The organism is Bacillus sp. CBEL-1 (assembly GCF_004348885.1).
Lineage (GTDB): Bacteria > Bacillota > Bacilli > Bacillales > Bacillaceae_H > Priestia > Priestia aryabhattai_A.
On record NZ_SBIM01000003.1, the window covers coordinates 28,163 to 48,720 of the forward strand.

General features: G+C 37.2%; 22 protein-coding genes and 1 riboswitch. Of the genes, 5 read left to right on the forward strand and 17 right to left on the reverse strand.

The features are described 5' to 3' along the window. Window positions 1-31 precede the first annotated feature (31 nt). From ilvD to EPL02_RS00355, 5 genes are all read right to left on the reverse strand, one after another. Entirely contained in the window at window positions 32-1,708 is a 1,677-nt protein-coding gene (ilvD, locus tag EPL02_RS00335; protein WP_131886754.1) for a dihydroxy-acid dehydratase, read from the reverse strand. A 195-nt stretch (window positions 1,709-1,903) separates the two neighbouring features. Further along, window positions 1,904-2,830 carry a manganese-dependent inorganic pyrophosphatase gene (locus EPL02_RS00340; protein WP_094910048.1) on the reverse strand — a complete coding sequence of 309 codons (927 nt, stop codon included), beginning with the start codon at window positions 2,828-2,830 and terminating at the stop codon, window positions 1,904-1,906. 200 nt (window positions 2,831-3,030) lie between these two features. Continuing rightward, window positions 3,031-3,489: a hypothetical protein gene (locus EPL02_RS00345; RefSeq protein WP_131886755.1), complete on the reverse strand. Its 459-nt coding sequence runs from the start codon at window positions 3,487-3,489 to the stop codon at window positions 3,031-3,033. A 188-nt stretch (window positions 3,490-3,677) separates the two neighbouring features. Further along, window positions 3,678-4,751: a branched-chain amino acid aminotransferase gene (locus EPL02_RS00350; protein WP_131886756.1), complete on the reverse strand. Its 1,074-nt coding sequence runs from the start codon at window positions 4,749-4,751 to the stop codon at window positions 3,678-3,680. 136 nt (window positions 4,752-4,887) lie between these two features. Continuing rightward, a complete protein-coding gene (locus EPL02_RS00355; protein WP_094910045.1) occupies window positions 4,888-5,373 on the reverse strand; it encodes a hypothetical protein in 486 nt (161 codons plus the stop codon). A 271-nt stretch (window positions 5,374-5,644) separates the two neighbouring features. On the opposite strand from EPL02_RS00355, the gene EPL02_RS00360 reads away from it, so the two are divergent. The 3 genes from EPL02_RS00360 to uraH are packed head-to-tail and all read left to right on the forward strand — an operon-like array spanning window position 5,645 to window position 8,831. After that, window positions 5,645-6,967 carry a nucleobase:cation symporter-2 family protein gene (locus EPL02_RS00360; RefSeq protein WP_131886757.1) on the forward strand — a complete coding sequence of 441 codons (1,323 nt, stop codon included), beginning with the start codon at window positions 5,645-5,647 and terminating at the stop codon, window positions 6,965-6,967. Window positions 6,968-6,979: 12 nt separating this feature from the next. Continuing rightward, window positions 6,980-8,470, forward strand: coding sequence for a factor-independent urate hydroxylase (gene pucL / locus EPL02_RS00365; RefSeq protein WP_131886758.1), 1,491 nt, complete (start codon window positions 6,980-6,982; stop codon window positions 8,468-8,470). Between the two features lies 1 nt (window position 8,471). Further along, a complete protein-coding gene (uraH, locus tag EPL02_RS00370) occupies window positions 8,472-8,831 on the forward strand; it encodes a hydroxyisourate hydrolase (protein ID WP_131886759.1) in 360 nt (119 codons plus the stop codon). Window positions 8,832-8,872: 41 nt separating this feature from the next. On the opposite strand, the gene EPL02_RS00375 is transcribed toward uraH, so the two are convergent. Continuing rightward, window positions 8,873-9,373 (reverse strand): GNAT family N-acetyltransferase, encoded by a 501-nt coding sequence (locus EPL02_RS00375; protein ID WP_131886760.1) that lies wholly within the window; start codon window positions 9,371-9,373, stop codon window positions 8,873-8,875. Between the two features lie 333 nt (window positions 9,374-9,706). On the opposite strand from EPL02_RS00375, the gene EPL02_RS00380 reads away from it, so the two are divergent. Further along, the gene (locus EPL02_RS00380) at window positions 9,707-10,633 is read left to right on the forward strand and encodes a PD-(D/E)XK nuclease family protein (protein ID WP_165932483.1); all 927 of its coding nucleotides are present in this window, start codon (window positions 9,707-9,709) and stop codon (window positions 10,631-10,633) included. A 2-nt stretch (window positions 10,634-10,635) separates the two neighbouring features. Here the strand turns inward: EPL02_RS00380 and EPL02_RS00385 are convergent, their stop codons facing one another. After that, window positions 10,636-11,436 (reverse strand): HAD family hydrolase, encoded by an 801-nt coding sequence (locus EPL02_RS00385; RefSeq protein WP_256993254.1) that lies wholly within the window; start codon window positions 11,434-11,436, stop codon window positions 10,636-10,638. 198 nt (window positions 11,437-11,634) lie between these two features. Here EPL02_RS00385 and EPL02_RS00390 point away from each other — a divergent pair, with 198 nt between their 5' ends. Continuing rightward, window positions 11,635-12,084 (forward strand): MarR family winged helix-turn-helix transcriptional regulator, encoded by a 450-nt coding sequence (locus EPL02_RS00390; RefSeq protein ID WP_094910039.1) that lies wholly within the window; start codon window positions 11,635-11,637, stop codon window positions 12,082-12,084. 28 nt (window positions 12,085-12,112) lie between these two features. On the opposite strand, the gene EPL02_RS00395 is transcribed toward EPL02_RS00390, so the two are convergent. From EPL02_RS00395 to EPL02_RS00440, 10 genes are all read right to left on the reverse strand, one after another. After that, window positions 12,113-12,547, reverse strand: a complete 435-nt coding sequence (locus tag EPL02_RS00395; protein ID WP_094910038.1) for a hypothetical protein — start codon at window positions 12,545-12,547, stop codon at window positions 12,113-12,115. A gap of 115 nt (window positions 12,548-12,662) precedes the next feature. After that, a complete protein-coding gene (locus tag EPL02_RS00400; protein WP_286175139.1) occupies window positions 12,663-13,748 on the reverse strand; it encodes a tyrosine-type recombinase/integrase in 1,086 nt (361 codons plus the stop codon). Between the two features lie 292 nt (window positions 13,749-14,040). Beyond that, complete coding sequence (locus EPL02_RS00405; RefSeq protein WP_131886762.1) at window positions 14,041-15,237, reverse strand: TcaA NTF2-like domain-containing protein; 1,197 nt, start codon at window positions 15,235-15,237, stop codon at window positions 14,041-14,043. 30 nt (window positions 15,238-15,267) lie between these two features. Next, the gene (locus EPL02_RS00410; protein ID WP_131886763.1) at window positions 15,268-16,212 is read right to left on the reverse strand and encodes a TcaA NTF2-like domain-containing protein; all 945 of its coding nucleotides are present in this window, start codon (window positions 16,210-16,212) and stop codon (window positions 15,268-15,270) included. A gap of 187 nt (window positions 16,213-16,399) precedes the next feature. Next, complete coding sequence (gene thiT / locus EPL02_RS00415; protein ID WP_131886764.1) at window positions 16,400-16,972, reverse strand: energy-coupled thiamine transporter ThiT; 573 nt, start codon at window positions 16,970-16,972, stop codon at window positions 16,400-16,402. Between the two features lie 60 nt (window positions 16,973-17,032). After that, a riboswitch (TPP riboswitch) is annotated at window positions 17,033-17,135 on the reverse strand. A 67-nt stretch (window positions 17,136-17,202) separates the two neighbouring features. Further along, on the reverse strand, window positions 17,203-17,697 hold the full coding sequence (locus tag EPL02_RS00420; RefSeq protein ID WP_131886765.1) for a GNAT family N-acetyltransferase: 495 nt from the start codon (window positions 17,695-17,697) through the stop codon (window positions 17,203-17,205). 96 nt (window positions 17,698-17,793) lie between these two features. Then, window positions 17,794-18,372: a cysteine hydrolase family protein gene (locus EPL02_RS00425; RefSeq protein WP_094910175.1), complete on the reverse strand. Its 579-nt coding sequence runs from the start codon at window positions 18,370-18,372 to the stop codon at window positions 17,794-17,796. Between the two features lie 21 nt (window positions 18,373-18,393). Further along, window positions 18,394-18,705, reverse strand: coding sequence for a cupin domain-containing protein (locus EPL02_RS00430; protein WP_094910033.1), 312 nt, complete (start codon window positions 18,703-18,705; stop codon window positions 18,394-18,396). Continuing rightward, window positions 18,680-19,447, reverse strand: a complete 768-nt coding sequence (locus EPL02_RS00435) for a YqcI/YcgG family protein (protein WP_131886766.1) — start codon at window positions 19,445-19,447, stop codon at window positions 18,680-18,682. Before EPL02_RS00435 ends, EPL02_RS00430 begins: the two co-directional genes overlap by 26 nt. Window positions 19,448-19,632: 185 nt before the next feature. Then, on the reverse strand, window positions 19,633-20,457 hold the full coding sequence (locus EPL02_RS00440) for an alpha/beta fold hydrolase (protein ID WP_131886767.1): 825 nt from the start codon (window positions 20,455-20,457) through the stop codon (window positions 19,633-19,635). Window positions 20,458-20,558 lie beyond the last annotated feature (101 nt).

Below are 20,558 nucleotides of genomic sequence, written 5' to 3' on the forward strand. Positions count from 1 at the left end.
TAGTAAATGAGCTAGAGGGCTTTTGTTTGTTTTAGATTTTCATAATTCCGCCTGTACTTGCTGATGTAACAAGTTTAGAGTAACGAGCAAGATATCCTTTTTTCACTTTTGGTTCAAAGCCTTTCCAATTAGCTTTACGAGCTTCCCATACTTCTGGTGCCACTTCTACATCCATGCGACGCTCTTCAATATCAATTACGATATGATCTCCATTTTCAACAAATGCAAGTGGTCCACCTTCAGCTGCTTCTGGTGAAGCATGGCCAATTGATAAGCCGCGTGATGCTCCAGAGAACCTTCCATCTGTTAGTAGAGCTACTTTCGCGCCTAATCCCATTCCCATAATTTGAGAAGTAGGAGCTAACATTTCAGGCATTCCTGGTCCTCCTTTAGGACCTTCATAACGAATGATAACTACGTCTCCAGCTTTCACTTTGCCGTTTGCAATGCCATGAAGCGCTTCGTCTTGAGAATCAAATACTACAGCTGGTCCTTCGTGGCGTGTAATACCGTCTTGAACTCCACCAGTTTTAATGATCGCACCATCTGGAGCTAAGTTGCCGAATAATACAGCTAGTCCACCTTTTTCAGTAAATGGCTTATCGATTGGATGAATAACGTTGTAGTCTTGTACTTCACAACCCGCAATATTTTCACCTAGCGTTTTACCTGTAACTGTCATTGTATCTAAATGAAGTGCATCTGGCTTTTTTGAAAGCTCATTTAGTGCAGCAGATACACCGCCTGCTTCGTGCAAATCTTCAATAAAGACATCAGATGCTGGTGCAAGCTTAGATAAATGCGGTACGCGTGCTGCTACTTCGTTAATACGTTCAAGTGGATAGTTAATTTCTGCTTCATTCGCAAGCGCTAGCGTATGTAAAACAGTGTTTGTTGAACCACCTAGAGCCATATCAAGCGCAAACGCATTGTCAATTGCTTTTTCTGTTACGATATCACGCGGTTTTAAATCTAACTTAATTAGTTCCATTAACTGCTTTGCTGATTTTTTTACAAACTCTTTACGTTCAGGTGCAACAGCTAAGATTGTCCCATTTCCAGGTAGTGCTAAGCCTAATGCTTCAGCTAAACAGTTCATTGAGTTAGCCGTGAACATCCCAGAACATGAACCACATGTCGGACAGCCAAACTGCTCTAGTTCTTGAAGTCCTTTACCATCAATTTTTCCTGCTTGGTAAGCACCTACGCCTTCGAATACTGAAGATAATGAGATGCGTCGACCGTCGCTTGTTTGTCCGGCTTTCATCGGTCCGCCGCTTACAAAAATAGATGGGATATTTAAGCGTAAGGAAGCCATTAACATTCCTGGCGTAATCTTATCACAGTTTGGAATACAAACCATTCCGTCAAACCAGTGTGCTGAAACAACTGTTTCTACTGAATCTGCGATAATTTCACGACTTGGAAGTGAGTAGCGCATACCTATATGTCCCATTGCAATTCCATCATCTACGCCAATTGTGTTCATTTCAAATGGAACACCGCCCGCTTCGCGGATAGCATCTTTTACAATTTTCCCGAACTCTTGTAAATGTACATGCCCAGGTACAATATCAATATATGAATTTACCACCGCAATAAACGGTTTGTCGAAATCTTCTTCTTTTACACCCGCAGCACGTAGTAAGCTTCTATGAGGTGCTCTATCAAAGCCTTTTTTGATCATGTTACTTCTTAATTCTGTCACAATAATTCCCTCCGTATTCGTAACGATCTAAAGAAATATAAATCTTTTAAATTATTAAACAATTTTTAATATAGATACTAATTTAACAAATGAACATATGCTTTGTAAAGACTTATAACAAAATAAGCGATTTTTTATGTTGAAATAATAAAAAAACCTCGAGGATCTCAAAGAACCTCGAGGTTTTTTTACAGATTATGCAAATACTGAAGTTAGAACTGGAACAACTTGTTTTTTACGTGATACAACGCCTTTTAATAGCGCCATATTGTTCACTAGCGGTACTCCATATGCTTGCTCTACTTTTGCAGCTTCTGATCCAAGTGCAATAGCAGTTGAATCGCTGTTTAGAATGTCCGTTACAACCAATAAGAATAAATCTAATTCTTTGGCTTGAATTGTTGCTGCAATTACTTCTTCAATTTCTGTTTTACGTTCAATAACGTCGTTAACATCCACTGCGTTTACTTGCGCAATTTCTACTTTGCTAGCGCCCATTGTGAATTCTTTTGCATCAAGTGAGATTAATTGAGCTGCTGTTTTGTCTCCAAGATCTGCACCTGCTTTTAGCATTGCTAACCCATATTCTGCTGGGTCTACACCAGCAATAGCTGCAAGCTCTTTTGCTGCTGCAACGTCTTGATCTGTACAAGTTGGTGATTTAAACAATAAAGAGTCAGAAATAATAGCTGATAGCATTAATCCAGCGATATTCGGCTCGATTTCAACACCATTTTCTTTGTACATTTTATTTAAAATTGTTGCTGTACAACCTACAGGCTCTGCACGGTAGTATAATGGATCTGCCGTTTCAAAGTTTGCAATACGGTGGTGATCAATTACTTCAAGCACGCGCACTTGGTCAATGTCAGTTGCACTTTGTTGACGCTCGTTGTGGTCAACTAGAATAACTTCATTCACTTCTTTTGATACTTCAGCTACAAAGCGTGGTACTTCTGCGTTGAACTTCTCTAAAGCAAACTGTGTTTCACCATTAATGTCCCCTAAACGTACAGGTTCTGCATTCACACCTAGCTTTGTCTTTAAATCTGCATAAGCAATTGCCGAGCAGATTGTATCTGTGTCTGGATTTTTATGTCCGAAAATAAATACTTTTTCCATAGAACTCTCTCTCCTTCTAACTATGTAAATAAAAGTCTTGTTCCTTTGACGCAAATTCTCCGCTTAAGGACGCAACATTGACATTTTAACACAAACTTTCCCGTTCGTTTTACTATTTATTGAAAAATTCTTTCGTTTAGCTAAAATAAATCCTTTTTATTCGGTATGAATGGATGGAATTATTTTATATTAACGCTTTATTATTTAATTTCAATTTTAAATGAACTGTCTTGCCACCTTTGATAAAGATACAAAAGAATGGCCACAGCGGTCATAATTAAAAAGAGCTGGAATGCATTTATAGAGCGCATTTCATAAATCCCTAACCGTTGAAAAAATGGGCTCATTATATAAGCTTGAAATAAATCAAAGACAGCGTTTAAGATGAAAAAAGTCCAAAAACCGGGATAAGTAAAATAAAAAATAAGGATTGTACCCACAAAAAATACGCCTAATACAAATGGGGTCATATCCTCTAAGAAAAACAGTGTTTGTTTAACTTCCCACCAATCATAGCGTTTAGCCATTTCAAAGACAATCATCAACATAACAATCCCAAAAAGCCCAGCGGGAACATAACGCTTTATGCGATTGCTATCAAAGAAAAAGAATAACAGCCATGGTCCAATAAACAATCCCCACATTACGATTTGTGCCACGCATATAGCCTCCTTTATTTACCGTTTACTGTTAATGTGCGTCAAAGAGAAAATTATATGAATAATTACCTCAAAAAAAAGAAAGCTAGCACTCATGCTAGCTTTCTTTTTGAGGATTAAATCACTTCTATTAAACGCTCTCTAGTGGTGCAGCTGTGAGTCATACTGAATTCTCAGTTAGATTATATTTACTTTACTTCTACACACCAGTTAAAGTGATCTTCAACCGTGCCACTTTGTATGCCTGTTAGCGTATCATACAATTTTTTTGTAACTTCTCCTGTTTTTCCACCATTAATGCTCATACCTTCATTTTTCCAGAATAATTCACCCACTGGAGAAATAACCGCTGCTGTTCCTGTTCCAAATGCTTCTTCTAGTTTACCAGCTGCATAAGCTTCCTTTATTTCAGCAATTGAAATTTTGCGTTCTGAAACAGGGATCCCCCAGTGCTTCAATAGCTCAATAACCGATTTGCGGGTAATACCTTCTAGAATACTTCCGTTAATAGACGGGGTAATTACTTCACCATCTACTTTAAAGAAGATATTCATGCTTCCTACTTCTTCAATATATTTGCGCTCTACGCCATCTAGCCAAAGTACTTGAGAGTAACCTTTTGTACCAGATAGTTGCTGTGCTTTTAGACTTGCCGCATAGTTTCCACCCGTTTTCGCACTACCTGTTCCTCCTGCTACAGATCGAACGAATTCATTTTCAACCGCAATTCGTACGGGTGCAATGCCCTCTTTATAGTAAGAACCTACAGGCGATAAAATAATAATAAACTGATAACGGTCAGATGGCGAAACGCCTAAATATGGTTCTGTTGAAATAATGAATGGACGAATATATAAAGACGTACCTTCAGCATTTGGAATCCAATCGCGATCTACTTGAATTAGTTTTTTTAGCGCTTCTAACGCTATTTCTTCATCTAAGTGAGGAATACATAGACGATCATTTGATTTGTTTAATCGTTTAAAGTTTTCGTCAGGTCTAAATAACAATACCTCCTCTTTTTTTGTTACGTATGCTTTTAAGCCTTCAAATACTGATTGGCCATAATGGAAAATCATCGATGCTGGATCTAACGTAAGAGGCTGATAAGGAATAATTCTCGGATCATGCCAACCTTGACCTTCTGTGTAGTCCATAATGAACATATGGTCCGTGAATACTTTACCAAATGCTAATTCATTTGCGTTTGGTTTTTCTTTTTTTGTTTGAGTTAATGTTACATCAATATTGTACTTTGTCATGGTTGCTTCTCCTTGCTTTCTTGAATTTAAGGGTTATTTACCTTTATATAAATTCCATTGTACATCTAGATGGAAGATTGTCACAATAGGTAAAGATGAAAAATTCTAAATTTTTTATAAAAAGATTTTTTAACACTTACATGCCGATTTTTACGCGTAGCTTATTGTCTTGAATAGAAAATTGCTTAATCGTTCCAATTGGAATGAGTTTCACTTTATCAATTTCGTTTAGGTCAATGTGGATTTGCCCATCTTTATAAGCTGTTACTGGAGGTTTATCAAATAGTTTCTTTTTAAGAAAATCGCGGTTTGTAGGTCTCATTTCATGAATTTGAAACGAAAGCACACGTCCGTTAGCTGAAGAAGGTTCCAGATTTATTTGAAAAGGAATTTTCAACAAATATTTATGAACATTACCTTTTACTTCAATAATATTTTCTTGAAAAATTATACTTAGGTTCTTGATTTGATCTTGTTTCCTTAGCTGTCTTTGAAACAACCGCGTAAGCATAGGAGCTGAAATAGGTACCGTAATTCCTCCGTCCGCTAGCTTTTCTTTTGCCTTAAGCGTTCTCTCGTCATTTGCTACCTGTTGAAATTTTCGATGTATCCATTCTTTCATGATGCACCTCCATTGATTAATAAAGTCTTGTAATAGTGTATGAGTACAGAGCTTATTCATTTTCATAAAATTCTCATACTCTTTTCTTTGTAAAGAAACATATCATGGCCTTAAATTTATTTCTTTTTTTGGAAAAAGAGCAAAAAAAAACTTCTATTTTTTAGTTACATTCACTAATGACAGAATATTCGAAACGAATTAAGATAGTAACAACACTGATTAATGTTACATTTTATAACATTACATGTGATATAATGAAAGGAGATTTTGTATGAAAAAAACACAAAATCCATTAGCACTTACTTCATTGGGTCTGCAACATGTATTGGCGATGTATGCTGGAGCTATCCTTGTGCCGTTAACCGTGGGACGCGCTTTAAATTTAAGTACGCAGGAACTCGCCTATTTAGTAGCAATCGATTTACTAACATGCGGCATTGCTACCTTATTGCAAGCTTGGAACAATCGCTGGTTTGGAATCGGTTTACCAGTTGTACTTGGAAGCTCATTTGTTGCGGTTACACCAATGATAGCCATTGGTTCACAGTATGGAATCAGCGCAGTGTACGGCGCTATTATTGCCGCAGGGTTGTTTATCGTTTTATTTGCTAACTTCTTTGGAAAAATCGTTAAACTTTTTCCACCGGTTGTAACTGGGACAGTCGTGACAATGATTGGGCTGTCACTTGTGCCATCAGCCGTTCGAAATATGGGTGGCGGTGTTGGCAGTGAAGAATTTGGGTCTATAGAAAATTTAGCATTGGCTTTTGGAGTACTCGCTTTCATTTTGTTTTTAAATCGTTTTTTTACAGGCTTTTTGCGAGCATTGTCCGTACTCCTTGGCATTGTAGCAGGAACAATTGTAGCAGCATGTATGGGTATGGTTAATTTGTCAGGTGTAAAAGAAGCTTCCTGGTTACATATTCCTACTCCCTTTTATTTTGGTGTACCCACATTTGAGGTTGGTCCTATTCTAACTATGATACTGGTTGGGGTCGTAATTATAATTGAATCTACAGGGGTTTTTCTTGCACTAAGCAAAGTCTGTGAGCGAGATTTAAACGATCAAGATTTCGTTAAAGGTTATCGGGCTGAAGGATTAGCAATTATGCTAGGTGGTATTTTTAACGCTTTTCCTTATAATACATTTGCTCAAAACGTCGGGCTTGTTCAACTATCGAGAGTAAAGACTAAAAATGTCGTAGTAGTAGCAGGAATTATCTTAATTATGTTAGGTCTAGTTCCTAAAATTGCTGAATTAACAACGATTGTCCCTACTCCTGTACTGGGCGGTGCAATGATTGTATTATTTGGAATGGTTATTTCATCAGGTATTAAAATGCTGAGCAACGTTGATTTTTCTAATCAAAATAATTTATTAATCATCGCCTGTTCATTATCACTTGGCTTAGGAGTTACGGTCGTACCTGATCTATTCGCTCAGCTCCCAGCTGCACTCAAAATTTTTGTAAGTGATGGTATTATTACAGGAAGCATCGCTGCTATTTTACTAAACTTAATCTTTCATTCTAGTGAAACCAAAAATAGACCTATCGTCACTTTTGAAAAAACTGATTATTCAGAATCTAAATAATGAGGTGCTAACATGATAAAGCGAACAATTCACGAGGTAAATAAATTACCTGAGCAAACGTTTATTGAATCGTTTCAAGATATCTACGAACACTCTTCTTGGATCGTAGAGAAAATTGTTCCGCTCCGGCCGTTTATTTCTCTTCAAGAATTTCACCACCGAACAATCAAAATTATTAATGAAGCTTCTGATCAAAGAAAATTAGACTTACTACAAGCGCATCCAAATCTAGGAGCCAAAATCGCTATGACTACTCACTCCATTAATGAGCAAAAAGGTGCTGGTTTAACCTCTCTTACAGCAGGAGAATATGAAGATTTCATACATGCAAACAAGGCCTATATGAATCGCTTTGGTTTCCCTTTTATCATTGCGGTAAGAGGAAAAACGAAAAGCACAATCTATCAAAGCTTACTTGATCGTCTAAAGAACGATAAAAACACAGAGTTTACAACAGCGTTAGCTGAAGTATATAAAATTGCTTATTTTCGATTAACAGACAAAATAAAAACCGAGGAGCGTGTTACAATGACAAATCACTTAAACCGTCAAATGTATTATGGAAAAGGAGATGTATTTGCTTATCGTACGTATTTAAAACCGCTTAAAGATGTGAAGGTCATTCCAGAGTCTGAATTTAGCGGACGAAACAACATCGTATTTGGTGTTAAAGTAAAAGTTGCGATAGGAGGAAGTCAGTTTTTGTCTTCATTTACAGAAGGGGATAATAGCCTTGTCGTTGCAACAGATTCTATGAAAAACTTTATTCAGCGTCATTTAGGTAGCTATGAAGGTTCAACGATTGAAGGTTTCTTAAAGTATGTCGCTGAAGCGTTTTTGGATAAATACCCTCAGATGGAAACAGTTGAATTAATCGGAGACGAAGTCCCATTTGAAGCCACAAACGGTATGGTTGGCAATACGCTTACTGAAAGCAAGCTCGTTTATAAAAGATCTCGAAATGAGTATGCGCAAGCAGGTATCAAACTAGAACGAACAGCTCAAGGTCAACAAATTACCGAGCAATATAGCAAACTAAAAGATTTGCAGCTAATTAAAGTAGAAGGCAATTCATTTGTTGGATTTGTTAGGGATGAATATACAACGTTACCTGAAGACTCTAATCGCCCTCTCTTTGTTTATTTAAATATCGGCTGGACATATACACAGTCAGAAGATGCAATAGGTGATGCGCCTCTTTCTTATGTAGCAGCGGAACAGGTAAGAGACATCGCGTGCTCCGTGTTTAACGAAACTGAAACACCGTCTATTCAAAATTTAATTTATCTAATTGGCATTCGCGTACTCGAACGATTTCCACAGCTAAAAGATGTTACCTTCGAGTCACAAAACCACACGTGGGATTCAGTCGTTGAAGACATCCCAAACTCTAACGGAAAAGTGTATACCGAGCCAAAGCCACCATTTGGTTTTCAAGTCTTTACGGTAACGCAGGAGGATGTCAAAATAGCAGTTACATCTGCACTCGAGGAGTCGAATTAACATGACGACGCTTTCGACTCATGTTTTAGATTTAACAAGCGGAAAACCAGCTAAGGGAATTGTTGTTTCACTCTACAGACTTCAAGGTAATACTGAACGTTTGTGGATCGGAGACACAATCACAAACGAAGATGGACGCATCGACCAACCTTTTTTCAGTAAGGAACCATTTACTTCAGGTGAGTATGAACTTTTATTCGATATTGAAACGTACTTTTCGATAAGCCCATCAGTACAAACGAGCACCCCTGCTTTTTTAACAAAAGTAGCAGTGAGGATTGGGCTTTCAGAAACATTTGAACACTATCACGTCCCCCTTCTTGTTTCTCCATGGGGATATCAAATTTATCGAGGTAGTTAAAATAAAAAGAAGCAGCTTAAGCTGCTCCTTTTTATTTTGATCTATTCTAATAACTTACTCATGATATATTCATCGACATATTGTCCATTAATTCGCAGTGAATGCTTTTTTGTGCCTTCAATTTGAAAGCCGACTTTTTTATATAAATGGATCGCAATTACATTTTCAACTACAACTGTTAGCTCAAGGCGATGAATTTCCTGCTCTTTTGCCCATTCTTCAAGCTGTTGGAACAGCTGCAAACCGATTCCCGTTCCTCGGTAGTCTTTTAAAATACCCATTGATACATACGCGACGTGGGCACTTCGATTCACCACTCCACCCACAGCCTGTAAGTAGCCAATCAGTTCCCCCTCTACTTCTGCTACTAAAAGCGTAGAGTTTCGCTGTTGTTTCATCATTTCAATTTGCTTTTCCTGTTGCTCTGAACTTAACTTTCGTTCGTTTTCTTCAAAGAGCATATATTGACTTTCAGTTTCTACTTGCTTAATCATCTCAACAAATTGAGGCGCATCAGTCATCTCTATTTCACGTATCACAATAGACTCCCCTTTTTTCTCTTTCTATCTAGCATTTATTTTAAAGGAATATGAAAAGTAACGCTATAGTCTTGCTTCAAATGACTCATGTACTGAATATACAAAAAGACGCCCGATTGGGCGTCTTTGATGCGTTTTGAGGCGAGGACCGTATGACCACATTCATACGTTTAGCAAAAGCATATCCTTCGACTTACACAAATTAGCTCATCGCTTCTTTACTATAGCATGGCCGGAGTGAAACGGCAAGCTTTTTTTAGTTCTTTCGTCATTTTTCGTTCTAAATTTTAGATTTCTTCATATGTATGCTACAAAAAGGATAAGGACGTGATGATTATGCTCCTAGCCAATCCCCCTCGTTTTTCATGGTCACACGCTCGCCATAATCAGATGATAGAATGCCCAAGAAAATATGCTTATCAGTACTATTTTTCCCATGAAGGTTGGCTCTCTTCTTCTACTAAACTTGCAAAACAAGCCTATCGCTTAAAGAAAATGGTTACTTTGCCCCTCTTAGTGGGACAAGCAGTTAGGCAAGCTATTCAAAATTATTCTTTTAGGGATAACACAGCATCACTTGAAGAGCAAAGGACTGCCATGCGTAATTTCGTTGATCACGAATTACGTCGTGTTTATTTGCAAACAAGAGACTACGGCGACGAATGGTATCATGAGCCAAATGTGTACACCATGATATTAGAATACTACCAAAAAGGATATTTAGCAGATTATGAAATTCAGCAAACCAAAACGTCCATCGAGAGGTGTGTCATCTCTTTTTTTCGAAGTAAAACATTTAGAGACCTTCAGTCAAGTGATTCAATTCAAATTCTTCCCCAAGAAGCGTTTCAATCAGTAGAACTTGACTCAGTTAAAGTATTTGTTTCATTAGATCTTCTCTACTATAAGCCAGATACAAACCAATACATCATCGTGAATTGGAAAACGGGAAAGCAGGCGCATGACCATCTGACACAACTCGCTCTTTGCGCTCTTTATATACAAAGAACCTACAATGCTCCACTAAGTTCTATTCAGATTCGTAACGAATACCTTTATTCAGGAGGTAACCACACGTATTCTGTAACAGAAAAAGAAATAGATGCATTCCATCACACTCTTAAAGAGAGCCTGATAAACATGCATCTATATATCGAACACTCAGAGTACAATCAACCGAAGCCACTAAGTGCGTTTCCATTGAAACAAAGCACTCGCTGTAGACATTGTGTCTATCAAGAGCTTTGCAAAAAAAATGATTAAAATTATTCTTGATTTAAGAACTCATGCAACTCACTCAGTCTTTTAATTTCATGAAACGGTACAACTTTATCCGCTTTTTTATCGTCACGGTTCACCCAGACAGAGCGTATTCCAGCTCGAGAAGCGCCAAGAATGTCCGTCATTAAATTATCACCAACCATAATCACTTCATCTTTTGATAAGTTTAACAAAGATAACGCATGATCAAAAATTGACGGATCAGGCTTGCCTCTTCCAAATGCTCCAGAAATGACAATCTCATCAAAATACGGAGCAATTTCTGGCGTGATTTCTAGTTTTGTATTCTGAAGCTGAGGCGATCCGTTTGTTAATAGCAGCAGCTTATAGTTTGCGCGTAGTTCATTTAATACCTCAAACGTATCTTCGTATACGAACGGATTACGACGACGTTCTTTAGGGAATCGTTCTGCAAGCTCTGCACCAAATGCTTCGTCATCAAGTCCAAGCGACTTTAATCCTTGTGTCCATGCATCTTTACGATAAGTTGGCACAATTTGTTTCATTTTTTGGAAGTTCTCATGTTCATCATGGAAATCTCCCCATAGCCCTTCAAACGGATTAATACCAATCATTTTTGTAAACTCGTACGTTTCATATGTAGCATACAGTGTAGAGGCCGCTTCGCGTACAGCTGCTTCCAACTCCGTAGGATCAACATCATACCTTTGAGCTGCGTACTCGCACGTTGCACGGAATGCTTCCGCGACGCTCTTTTTATCCCATAGTAACGTATCATCTAAGTCGAAAAAGATTGCTTTGATATTCATTTTATCAGTACTCATTCAGACACCTCTTTTATTTATTGAAAAAGTTGAACTATTCTAACACTAGATTACATTGTTCAATTAAAGAAGTCTAGCTAAATTCGGATTCTTCTAAAATGATAGCGTTACCATTTCAAAAAACCTTTTTTGGAATGTAACTGAAAGAGTAGAATGTGATATGATGAAAAGAATGAGGATGCACTTGGAGGTATACAAATGAAATCAATGGAAGAAATGTACGGTTTTACGACAGCAAAGGTTGGAAAGCGCTTGAGTAGGCTGGTAGCCAGTTTCTTACGCCCTTATGGCATAACGCCTGAACAATGGACGGTATTAAAGAAGGTATCGGAAGCTGATCGTATTACACAAAAGCAACTAGCTATAAAAGCGGATAAAGACCAAGCTACGCTTACAAAAATTTTAGATTTATTAGAAAAAAGCGGTCACTTACAGCGAATAAAAAACCCTGAAGATCGCCGCTCTTACTATATTCAGCAAACAGAAAAAGGAATGGCTTTGCAAGAGGAGATAACGGGCCCTATTGAAAACCTTTTTAATATGTTAACTGAGGAAATGAATGAAGCTGATTTAGCTGCTTATTTTAACGTACTTCAGCAATTGGAAAAAAGAGCGGAATCTCTGCAAGAAGAGATTGAACATACGTAAAGCAGGCACTTCAACTAGAGGGCCTGCTTTAAATACACCTTGCCATTTTTAGCACATCTTCAATTTGTCTCAGCGTTTCCATCGCTTCTTCATCCAGCGCCGTAAACTTAAACGCAATCGACTCAGCCTCTGGATTAACAAAAGGTTCTTTGTTAGTGTCTTTTCGAAACGTTGTAATGTTTTCAAGTAAATATTTAAATGGTGATGTTAAGTTACTCCTTCGAAAACGTAAGCTCACCGTTGAAGGCGTTCGTTTTTGCAACTCATTACTACCTTCATATTGAATGGCTCCTATGTATCGATCTCCCGCTTCTCTTGATTCTTTATTTCGATATAGCTGTACGGTCTGTGTAGTGCCGTGCCAATCAATGTACAGTCCTGCACTTTCACATAAATCATGAATATAATGAAATATTTCGGTCACTTCTCCGAAATGATGTTGAAGCGGATGCTTAACGCCCATTGCACTTCGCCTCCCTTTTTAGACCATTATATTTGATAAATGAAGGGTTTATTCGAAAAAGAAGAGAAATGGGAGAGTTTCACCCTTAAAGTTTACATAATATAGTTATAGAAATCTAGCGATAACCAGAATTTCGAAACGCATCGTAAACGGTGTCTTCTTGTAATTTTTCTAGGTATATATTAGTCGTTGCAATAGAGGCGTGTCCTACTACTTGTTTTACCACTGATAAGGGTACGTCATTTGCTAAGCTGTTCGTAATGAAGGTGTGACGAAACCAGTGTGGTGAAATAGATGAATTACCTTGAATTGCATAAACCGCTGTTTTGATGAGTCGATAAAGCGTTGTATACGATAATCTTTTTTTAACTCCCGTTTTGATAAACGGCTTAAGCTGAAAAAAAAGGGGCGTTTCATCTGAAGGATTCAGCATCATCGATTCTCCTAAACTCTCCCGGTAGTGAAACAGGGCGTTTTGAACGTCTTTAAACACTGGGATTGTTCGTTCTTTTTTTCCTTTTCCGAACACATCCACTAGTATATTGCCACGACGATCTTCACGGAAACTTCCCCAGTTTAAGCTTAATACTTCACTAGACCGCATTCCGCTTAAATATAAAAGCATACCCATCAGCCGATTTCGTGCTTGATATTCTTTCTGTAGCATTGAATCTTTTACAACATCTTCAAGCGTTTTTACAATAACTTCAGCTTCTCTTACACTTAACTCTCTGTATTCCGTTCGATTGACCTGTTTTTTCTCACTATAATGTCCCTTTGAAATCGTAGGCTTTTCAATCCAAGTTGTATACAAAGAAGGATAAAACTGCGTTTCATGACCGAAGGTGAGCATCCTTCTAAAAAACTCTAACTTTCTTGCAGCGCTTCTTTTTGCATACGTTTGATTCACCCAATGATTAAATGCCTTCACTTCCATAAACCCAACTTCTTTTAAAGAAACCTCTATCTCCTTAAAAAAAGTCAAAACTGTTTTTAAATCTTGATGGTACGCTCGAATGGTATGTGGAGATAGCTCAGGCTTTATCATTTTAATGTTCATAAAAAGCTCAACAAATGTTTCATTGTCTGTATGACTCAACGATAAATTTTGATTTTCATCTAACAGATTTCCCCACTGTTCTTTTAATTGCCGAAAAGACAGAGAAGATTGACTTTGCATTAATTTGTTTTCATTTTTCATTATTTCCACCTTCTTTTTATCGCTATCTCTTAAAAGCTTCAAAATCGATTTTAAGACGTTTTTTATAAATTAAATGTATTGGTACTAAAGTTATTTTAAAACGGTATATAACCCTATTTAAAGAGGTCGTTTTTTAAAACACATCAATAATTATGTAAAAATATGTAATTTATTGGCGTTTTTTCTGCTTTCTCTTTACTTTATCATACTAACGCTTGATAAGGAAGAGTTATCTTGCGTTAGTATGATAAAGTATTTACCTCAAAAAAAACCTCAGCTAGGTGCTGAGGTTTCAGTAAGATTCTAATTGAGTAATGACGAGCTTTTCATTTTCAAGTACCATTGTGTATACTCGGTAATACTCTTTTTCTTCCGTATGTTCATTTATGGTAATGTTCATAACTTCTTTCGTTTTTACTTCGTAGCTATTTTCTTCCTTAGGCGTCCATTCTAAAATATCAACCGTTGCAAGATCTTCTCGTATTGTTCGATCATACAGTGTTTTAACGAGCTGCTGTTGTTCATTAAACAATGTGCTATCTTTTTCAAAATAATGTTGAATACGATCAAACTCATTAAGATTAATAGCTTCTGTTAAATCACGTAAATAGGTTTCTGTAAATGCACGAACAACCGAAGCATCTACTTCTGTAACTTTGTTCAAATCTACCTCAATATCTTCCACAGGCAAAATGACTGGCATATCTTCTTTAAGTTGGTTAATCCGCTCCGAGCTCTTTGCTAAAACACCAAATTCTCCAGAACCATCTTTAAAAAGTAAAACCTTCTCTTGATTACCATCTTTATCTTCAATGGCCGTTTCTTTATTAAACGACACTGTTTCGTTAGGCGTTATTATTTTTCGATATTCTATATACTCATCTGAAGAAATATCTAATGATTTTTGACGATACGTCATTTCGTCCCATTCATTTAACTTCCAACCATCTTTTCCATATTTCATATTTAAATAAATAGTTGTACCTCCGTTCCCTTTTTCATCCAGAGGTTGAATAGCTGAAATTGAAAATTGACCAGGGCGATTGTTAATTACTTTAAAACGCACGGTTGTTTTTAGATCTGGAATAGGCTGTTCATCACATTGACAGTAATAAGAAGTGGCGATTGTTTTTAGCTTTGTAGCAACTAATGAACTCGTAGCAAACTCTTTAAGCTTAGGACTTAGCAGTTGAAAATCTGCTGGTTTCTCCTCATTGTCCCATTCCTCTTCTTTCCCTAAGACGTCAAAGATTTGGACAACATTTGACAGTGAATCTGTAGCAAGCTGCTTAGCTTCTTCGTTTGTTACAACGGGAAGAGAGGAATTTTTCTTAGGCTCATTAGCTGACTCATCAACAGCTTCAGCTGGAACAGTAGCTTCTGATTTAGTTTCTTTGGGTGTCGGGGCTGGAGCAGACTTTGGCTCACTACATGCTGACAACAAAAGCCACAGGGAACAAATCATGGCCACTACACATAGATTTCGCATTTGAATCCCCCTTTTTTTCTTTTATCTTGTTTAGCTTTCAAACGTAGACAGCTCAAATGCGCCTGCTGGAATGGTCCATTTAGACTCAGTAGCTTTTTCTAATTTATGAATAACAAAAAGAGAATTTGCTTTTAGCGTTAAGACAATGGTTCCTTTGTTTCCATTACTGTCCGCATCATAATGAATGACAGCCTGATTATGTTTAAACGTTACGTTTTTTGCTTCTACTGTAGCCACTTCTACTGAATTTGGAGGCTTATACGCATGAATCTTCACCGTAGCCTCTGAGTTAGACGAGGCATAAAACTCTACGATAGGAGCGCCTTTTAAGTCTGAATTAGCAGTGGACCATTTACCGTTATACTCATTTAAGCTAGCTGCTCTTGTAATAGCAGGTGCATTTGAACTTGTGTCTTCCGCTTCATTCAATGCATAAGGCTCTACGCTTTTAATCCGTAATGTACCTTGATTGCTTGTGAGCGTATACAATTGGTGAACGCTCTTTGTATAATCCTTTTTATTAGGCTGATGTATAATGATTTCTTCAAATGTTTGTAATTTTATTTGGTTTCTCTCAGCTTCATACCAATTCACAACTTGAAACGTCTTTAGTTCTTGACGAATTTCTTGCTTCGAAAAATTGTCAATCTCTATCACTTGCTGTTTATAAAACTCACTATCTTCTATTGTATAAGTTTGAATCGCCTTAGCCGATTTATTAAATATTCCATCATGCAAAGCCTTGAAGTAGCTATTCATAAATTGTGAAATCGTTTTTTCATCTATTGCATCTGAAATATCATATTTGTACTGGTTTTCAACAATATCTTTCTTTGCTTCTTGATCATGACTTTCTATCTCTCCTGCAATCATCAAGTCTGTATCGACTTCAGTAGCTTTTTGAGCTTTTTGCTGACATCCTGCTAGTAAAAGGGAAGTTGCAATCGTCATGTAAAGGAGATTACGTTTGTTCATTAACATGATTCCTTCCTACAAAAAAATGGTATGTATATTCTTCCAACAAACAGACCTAGTATACCATTCTACAAAAAAACCCTCAACCCTTTCATAAAAAGAACAAAAACACTGAAAACATGTAGATTCGTTTGAAAAAGCAAAAAAACCTATAGGATGTTACTCCTATAGGTTTCATTCATTTCAGTTATGAAGCGCGGTTTAATACCACTCTTGCAGCAGACGGAATTAATACGGCTAAAATAATTAGACAAGCAATCATGGAGCCCACCATTGCCAATCCGTTCATTGTAAATGAATACCATAATGCCGATACTCCTTTTGGTGCATAAGAGCCCCAAAAGACAATCCCTGCAACAAAGTGCCAGAAATAACGAGCAACGCTTCCGATAATGATAGCTAAAATAATAAACATAAATGCTTTTGTTCGATTGTTAGTAGCTAAGTTCTGCTTGATAACACCTGACAATAACCCTGCTAGGCCAATGAATGCAAATGCAATAAAATACTCAATAAATGCTTGTAGAGGTGTTAACACATAAGCAGTACCCGTGACAACTTGTAGTAATCCCCATAAAAATCCAGCTGCAACACCGGATTTAAATCCCCACCGAAAGCAAATAATGAAGATTGGTACCATGGAAAAAGATATGGACACGGCGGGTGCAATTGTGATGGATGGCAATATATCAATAATCATTGCTAAAGCTGCAAAGATTGCCACTTCAATTTTCGCTTGTAAAGACATCCCTTTATTCATCGTCTTTTCACTCCTGTTGTAAAATCATTAGTATTCAACGACAAACACAGGAGACAGCACAAGCTGCACGATCCACACTCCCTACGCTAGCATTAACTAACAGGTTCAAAGGGTCAGAACAATTGGTTCACTCTCAGCCATTCAGGCTCCCCCTGTGGTACGTTGATATGTATTATTAGAACGCTTCCTATTATATCATATTTCTCACATAAGTAAGAAGCAAATTTTATTTAAAGAATAAACTGATAAAACAGAACATCTTGCCATTGATCAAACTTCCAACCTACTTCTTTGAACTCTCCACAAAACGTAAATCCAAACTGTTCATGCATTTTAATGCTTTTATCGTTTCCTTTTGTAATACCGGAAATAACAACGTGATGATTTAACTCTTTTGCTTGTGCTAAAATAGCTTCCATTAGGCTTTTACCAATTCTAAACCCCTGATGAGCTTCATCGACATATACAGAGAGCTCAACTGTTCGAATATATGCTTCTTTATCACGATAGGAAGACAAAGATGCGTATCCAGCTACTTCACCATTTCGTTCAGCAACAAGCAGAGGAAATAGTTGACTTTGGTCATGAGATTCAAACCAACTTTTACGCTGTTCAATCGTTACAGGCGTTAAGTCAAATGTTGCTGCGCTTTGGCGCACTGACTGATTATAAATATCCACCATTGCAGGTAAGTCTTCTGCTAAAGCTTTTCTAATTACTGTCATGATGTATCTTGCTCCTTTTTCAAAATGATGTTTCTATTGTACTTGTTTTTTTCAGAATAATCTACACAAAAAAACCTGATGCTGTTGCATCAGGTTTTATTTAATATATTGATAGGATTGCAGTACACGTAGCGCTTCAGACGTTGAAGTAACCGTCGCAAATTCATTATGAAGCGATGATAAGCTTAAGCGATGAACATCTTCTGCCGCAAAAGTTGTTTCCCCGTCGTATGATAACAAGTTGAAACACGCAGTTGCATCGTGTATTACGTAGGTGCGATAACCTAAGTTTCCTGCCATACGTGCCGTTGTAGAGACGCAATGGTTGGTTGTTAACCCCACTAGTATAAGCGTATCATATCCGTTTTCCTTTAGATAGTTATCTAGTTCTGTCCCTATAAAGCAGCTATTTTTATGTTTGCGAATTAAGTATTCATCACCAACAGGACCAAATCCTTCTTTGAAACGAAAGCCTTCCGTTCCTGGAAAAAGAGGAGATGTTTCACTTTTTGAAGCATGCTGAACATGAATAACTGGAAACTGCTGTCTCCTCCATGCTTGTAAAAGAGTGAGCATATTATCTTCTGCATGAACATTATTACGAGTTCCCCAAGCATCTTGTTCAAAACCTTTTTGTACATCTATGATGATTAAAACAGGGTTTGATTGAATCATTCCAGCCATCAACTTCTTTCATCAAAATTTTAAAATGGAGATTACATACGTACAACCATTCACATCAGCTTTTGAAGCATGCTGCGTCTGTTTTGGTAAATAAATGCGATCTCCCGCTTCGCACCGAGTTGTTTCTCCCTCAACAGTAAAGTAGATAGACCCTTCAATAATATGAAGAATCTCGTCGGTTGGGTGAGTATGACTTGGGTGTTCTTGCCCTGCAACATCATGCTGAACTTCTACATAACCGGTATGTTTTGGAAGTAGTTCATGTATAACTTCTTCAAGTCCACCGCCAATCCCTTTTTTAATAAAGGCTTTTTTTAGTTCCATCTCTTTCACTCCTTTTTAGTTTGAATGGACACTCTGTTGGGAATGAGTTGTTAACATCTCGTAAGAAATATTGCTTCCATTCATGATTTTCTTGATTCCCGTACCACCCTAGATGAGGATGCGCTTCAACTTTGTCGTATTCTTCAAGTCGATTCCGAACTGTTTTTTGAACTTGCTGACCGACTTTTGTATGAGGTGTCATTCCTTCAAACACCCATCTCGGCTGAAATGTAATCATAAAACTGCTGCTCTTCCGACTTTTTCGTAATTCATGTATAGGTGTATTACATACAACAAATATTGGCTCACCTTCAAAACAAAACTCCCATAGAGGATCATTAGGGTCTTTGGGGATATCTTCTGGCCAAGGTTTTCTGTCAATTTGATGCAAAAATGTGAGTGTATCCCAAAACATTGTTTCATACTGAGTCATCGTACGATTTTTATGTTCAGGCTCAAAGAACACAACAAATGATGTATAACGGCCTAATGTGCGAAAACATGAAATATATTCTTTAAGTGCTTCTGCACAGAGTTTAATATCTTTATAGTTGTATGGTGAAGAAACAAACGCAAAGCGCAGCAAATCTTTCTTTAATCCTTCTACTCCTAAAATGCATGGGAAAGGATTCTCTTCAGAAAGCATATCTTGACTAAAATTAGTAAAAACTTCTTTTCCCCATTCAGGCACAATCGACGAATCCATAATTTCCTTGCTGTTAAATAGCTTTTTATTTCTCATTAAAACCCTCCTTACAGGTTTCCACCATACATTTTTATTAAGAAGTAGTGTGCTTTATGTTTACTTCTTGTTATATTCTTCAACTTTACAAGTAACAAGAATAACCTATAAGCAAGCTGGCAGAAAGAAAGGCTTTTGTCCATAGGAAACAGCCTCTTACTACTTTTTTTCATTTTTCAGCTCCGTCATTCTCGTTTTTCAGCAGAATAAACAATATCTTTTAAGGTTTCAGTAAACTTTTTTTGTTCATCATAAAAAAGGCCGTGACCACTCTGTTCAAAAGGAATTAACGTTGAATCCTCAATTCCATTATGCATAGCTTCGGCTAAGGGGAATGGACAAACTTGATCTTTTTTTCCATGTAAAATATACGTTTTTACAAAAATTTGACTGAGGTCTTCACGTAGATCTTCATCACGCAGTGACTTTGCTGTTTTAATTGTTCCGTGACCCGAAGCTTCTAGACCCAACAATTGAAACCAATCTCTAAAAGAAGGGCTAAGTTTTGAATTGAAAAATTTTTGCCCAAAATCAGCAAGCATGGCCGGCCGGTCTTGGTACGTCGCTTGAATGATAGCATCTACTTCTTCTTTAGAAAACCCATAGGGAAAACCGCTTCTTTTAATAAAGCTAGGCGCGGCTGCACCAGCTAGGATAAGTTTGTTCACTCCGAACCCTAAATGTCTGCTTATATAACGTAAAGCAATTGCCCCTCCCATTGAAAAACCCACTAGCGTTACAGCTGGAAGTTGTAACGCATGAATAACTGCTCGAACGTCGTCGGCTAATGAGTTATATGTATAACCTTTAAACGGACGACTTGATTTCCCAAACCCACGTAAGTCTATTGCAATACAGCGAATCCCATATTTCGGAAGAACATTAAACTGATATTCATACATTTTATGATTAACTGGCCAACCGTGAAGAAACAATACAGGCATTCCACTTCCAATATCTTCAACATATATTTTTGTACCTTTTCGATCAACGGTAAGGTAATAGCCCATAAACGCACACTTCCTTTCATTATGCCTACTTTATTTTTATGTTGATTTTTTATATTCATGTTGATATTTTTTAGCTGCTTATTTCTTTTATGTTGTTTATT

Bases quoted from the DNA above. Each gene is read 5' to 3' on its own strand.
- EPL02_RS00410 (WP_131886763.1), bottom strand. From the start codon at position 16,212: ATGAACAAACGTAATCTCCTTTACATGACGATTGCAACTTCCCTTTTA.
- EPL02_RS00385 (WP_256993254.1), bottom strand. From the start codon at position 11,436: ATGAGTACTGATAAAATGAATATCAAAGCAATCTTTTTCGACTTAGAT.
- uraH (WP_131886759.1), top strand. From the start codon at position 8,472: ATGACGACGCTTTCGACTCATGTTTTAGATTTAACAAGCGGAAAACCA.
- EPL02_RS00380 (WP_165932483.1), top strand. From the start codon at position 9,707: ATGCTCCTAGCCAATCCCCCTCGTTTTTCATGGTCACACGCTCGCCAT.
- EPL02_RS00360 (WP_131886757.1), top strand. From the start codon at position 5,645: ATGAAAAAAACACAAAATCCATTAGCACTTACTTCATTGGGTCTGCAA.
- EPL02_RS00350 (WP_131886756.1), bottom strand. From the start codon at position 4,751: ATGACAAAGTACAATATTGATGTAACATTAACTCAAACAAAAAAAGAA.
- EPL02_RS00390 (WP_094910039.1), top strand. From the start codon at position 11,635: ATGAAATCAATGGAAGAAATGTACGGTTTTACGACAGCAAAGGTTGGA.
- EPL02_RS00425 (WP_094910175.1), bottom strand. From the start codon at position 18,372: ATGATTCAATCAAACCCTGTTTTAATCATCATAGATGTACAAAAAGGT.
- thiT (WP_131886764.1), bottom strand. From the start codon at position 16,972: ATGAATAAAGGGATGTCTTTACAAGCGAAAATTGAAGTGGCAATCTTT.
- EPL02_RS00435 (WP_131886766.1), bottom strand. From the start codon at position 19,447: ATGAGAAATAAAAAGCTATTTAACAGCAAGGAAATTATGGATTCGTCG.
- EPL02_RS00400 (WP_286175139.1), bottom strand. From the start codon at position 13,748: ATGAAAAATGAAAACAAATTAATGCAAAGTCAATCTTCTCTGTCTTTT.
- pucL (WP_131886758.1), top strand. From the start codon at position 6,980: ATGATAAAGCGAACAATTCACGAGGTAAATAAATTACCTGAGCAAACG.
- EPL02_RS00420 (WP_131886765.1), bottom strand. From the start codon at position 17,697: ATGACAGTAATTAGAAAAGCTTTAGCAGAAGACTTACCTGCAATGGTG.
- EPL02_RS00440 (WP_131886767.1), bottom strand. From the start codon at position 20,457: ATGGGCTATTACCTTACCGTTGATCGAAAAGGTACAAAAATATATGTT.
- EPL02_RS00430 (WP_094910033.1), bottom strand. From the start codon at position 18,705: ATGGAACTAAAAAAAGCCTTTATTAAAAAAGGGATTGGCGGTGGACTT.
- EPL02_RS00355 (WP_094910045.1), bottom strand. From the start codon at position 5,373: ATGAAAGAATGGATACATCGAAAATTTCAACAGGTAGCAAATGACGAG.
- EPL02_RS00340 (WP_094910048.1), bottom strand. From the start codon at position 2,830: ATGGAAAAAGTATTTATTTTCGGACATAAAAATCCAGACACAGATACA.
- EPL02_RS00405 (WP_131886762.1), bottom strand. From the start codon at position 15,237: ATGCGAAATCTATGTGTAGTGGCCATGATTTGTTCCCTGTGGCTTTTG.
- EPL02_RS00395 (WP_094910038.1), bottom strand. From the start codon at position 12,547: ATGGGCGTTAAGCATCCGCTTCAACATCATTTCGGAGAAGTGACCGAA.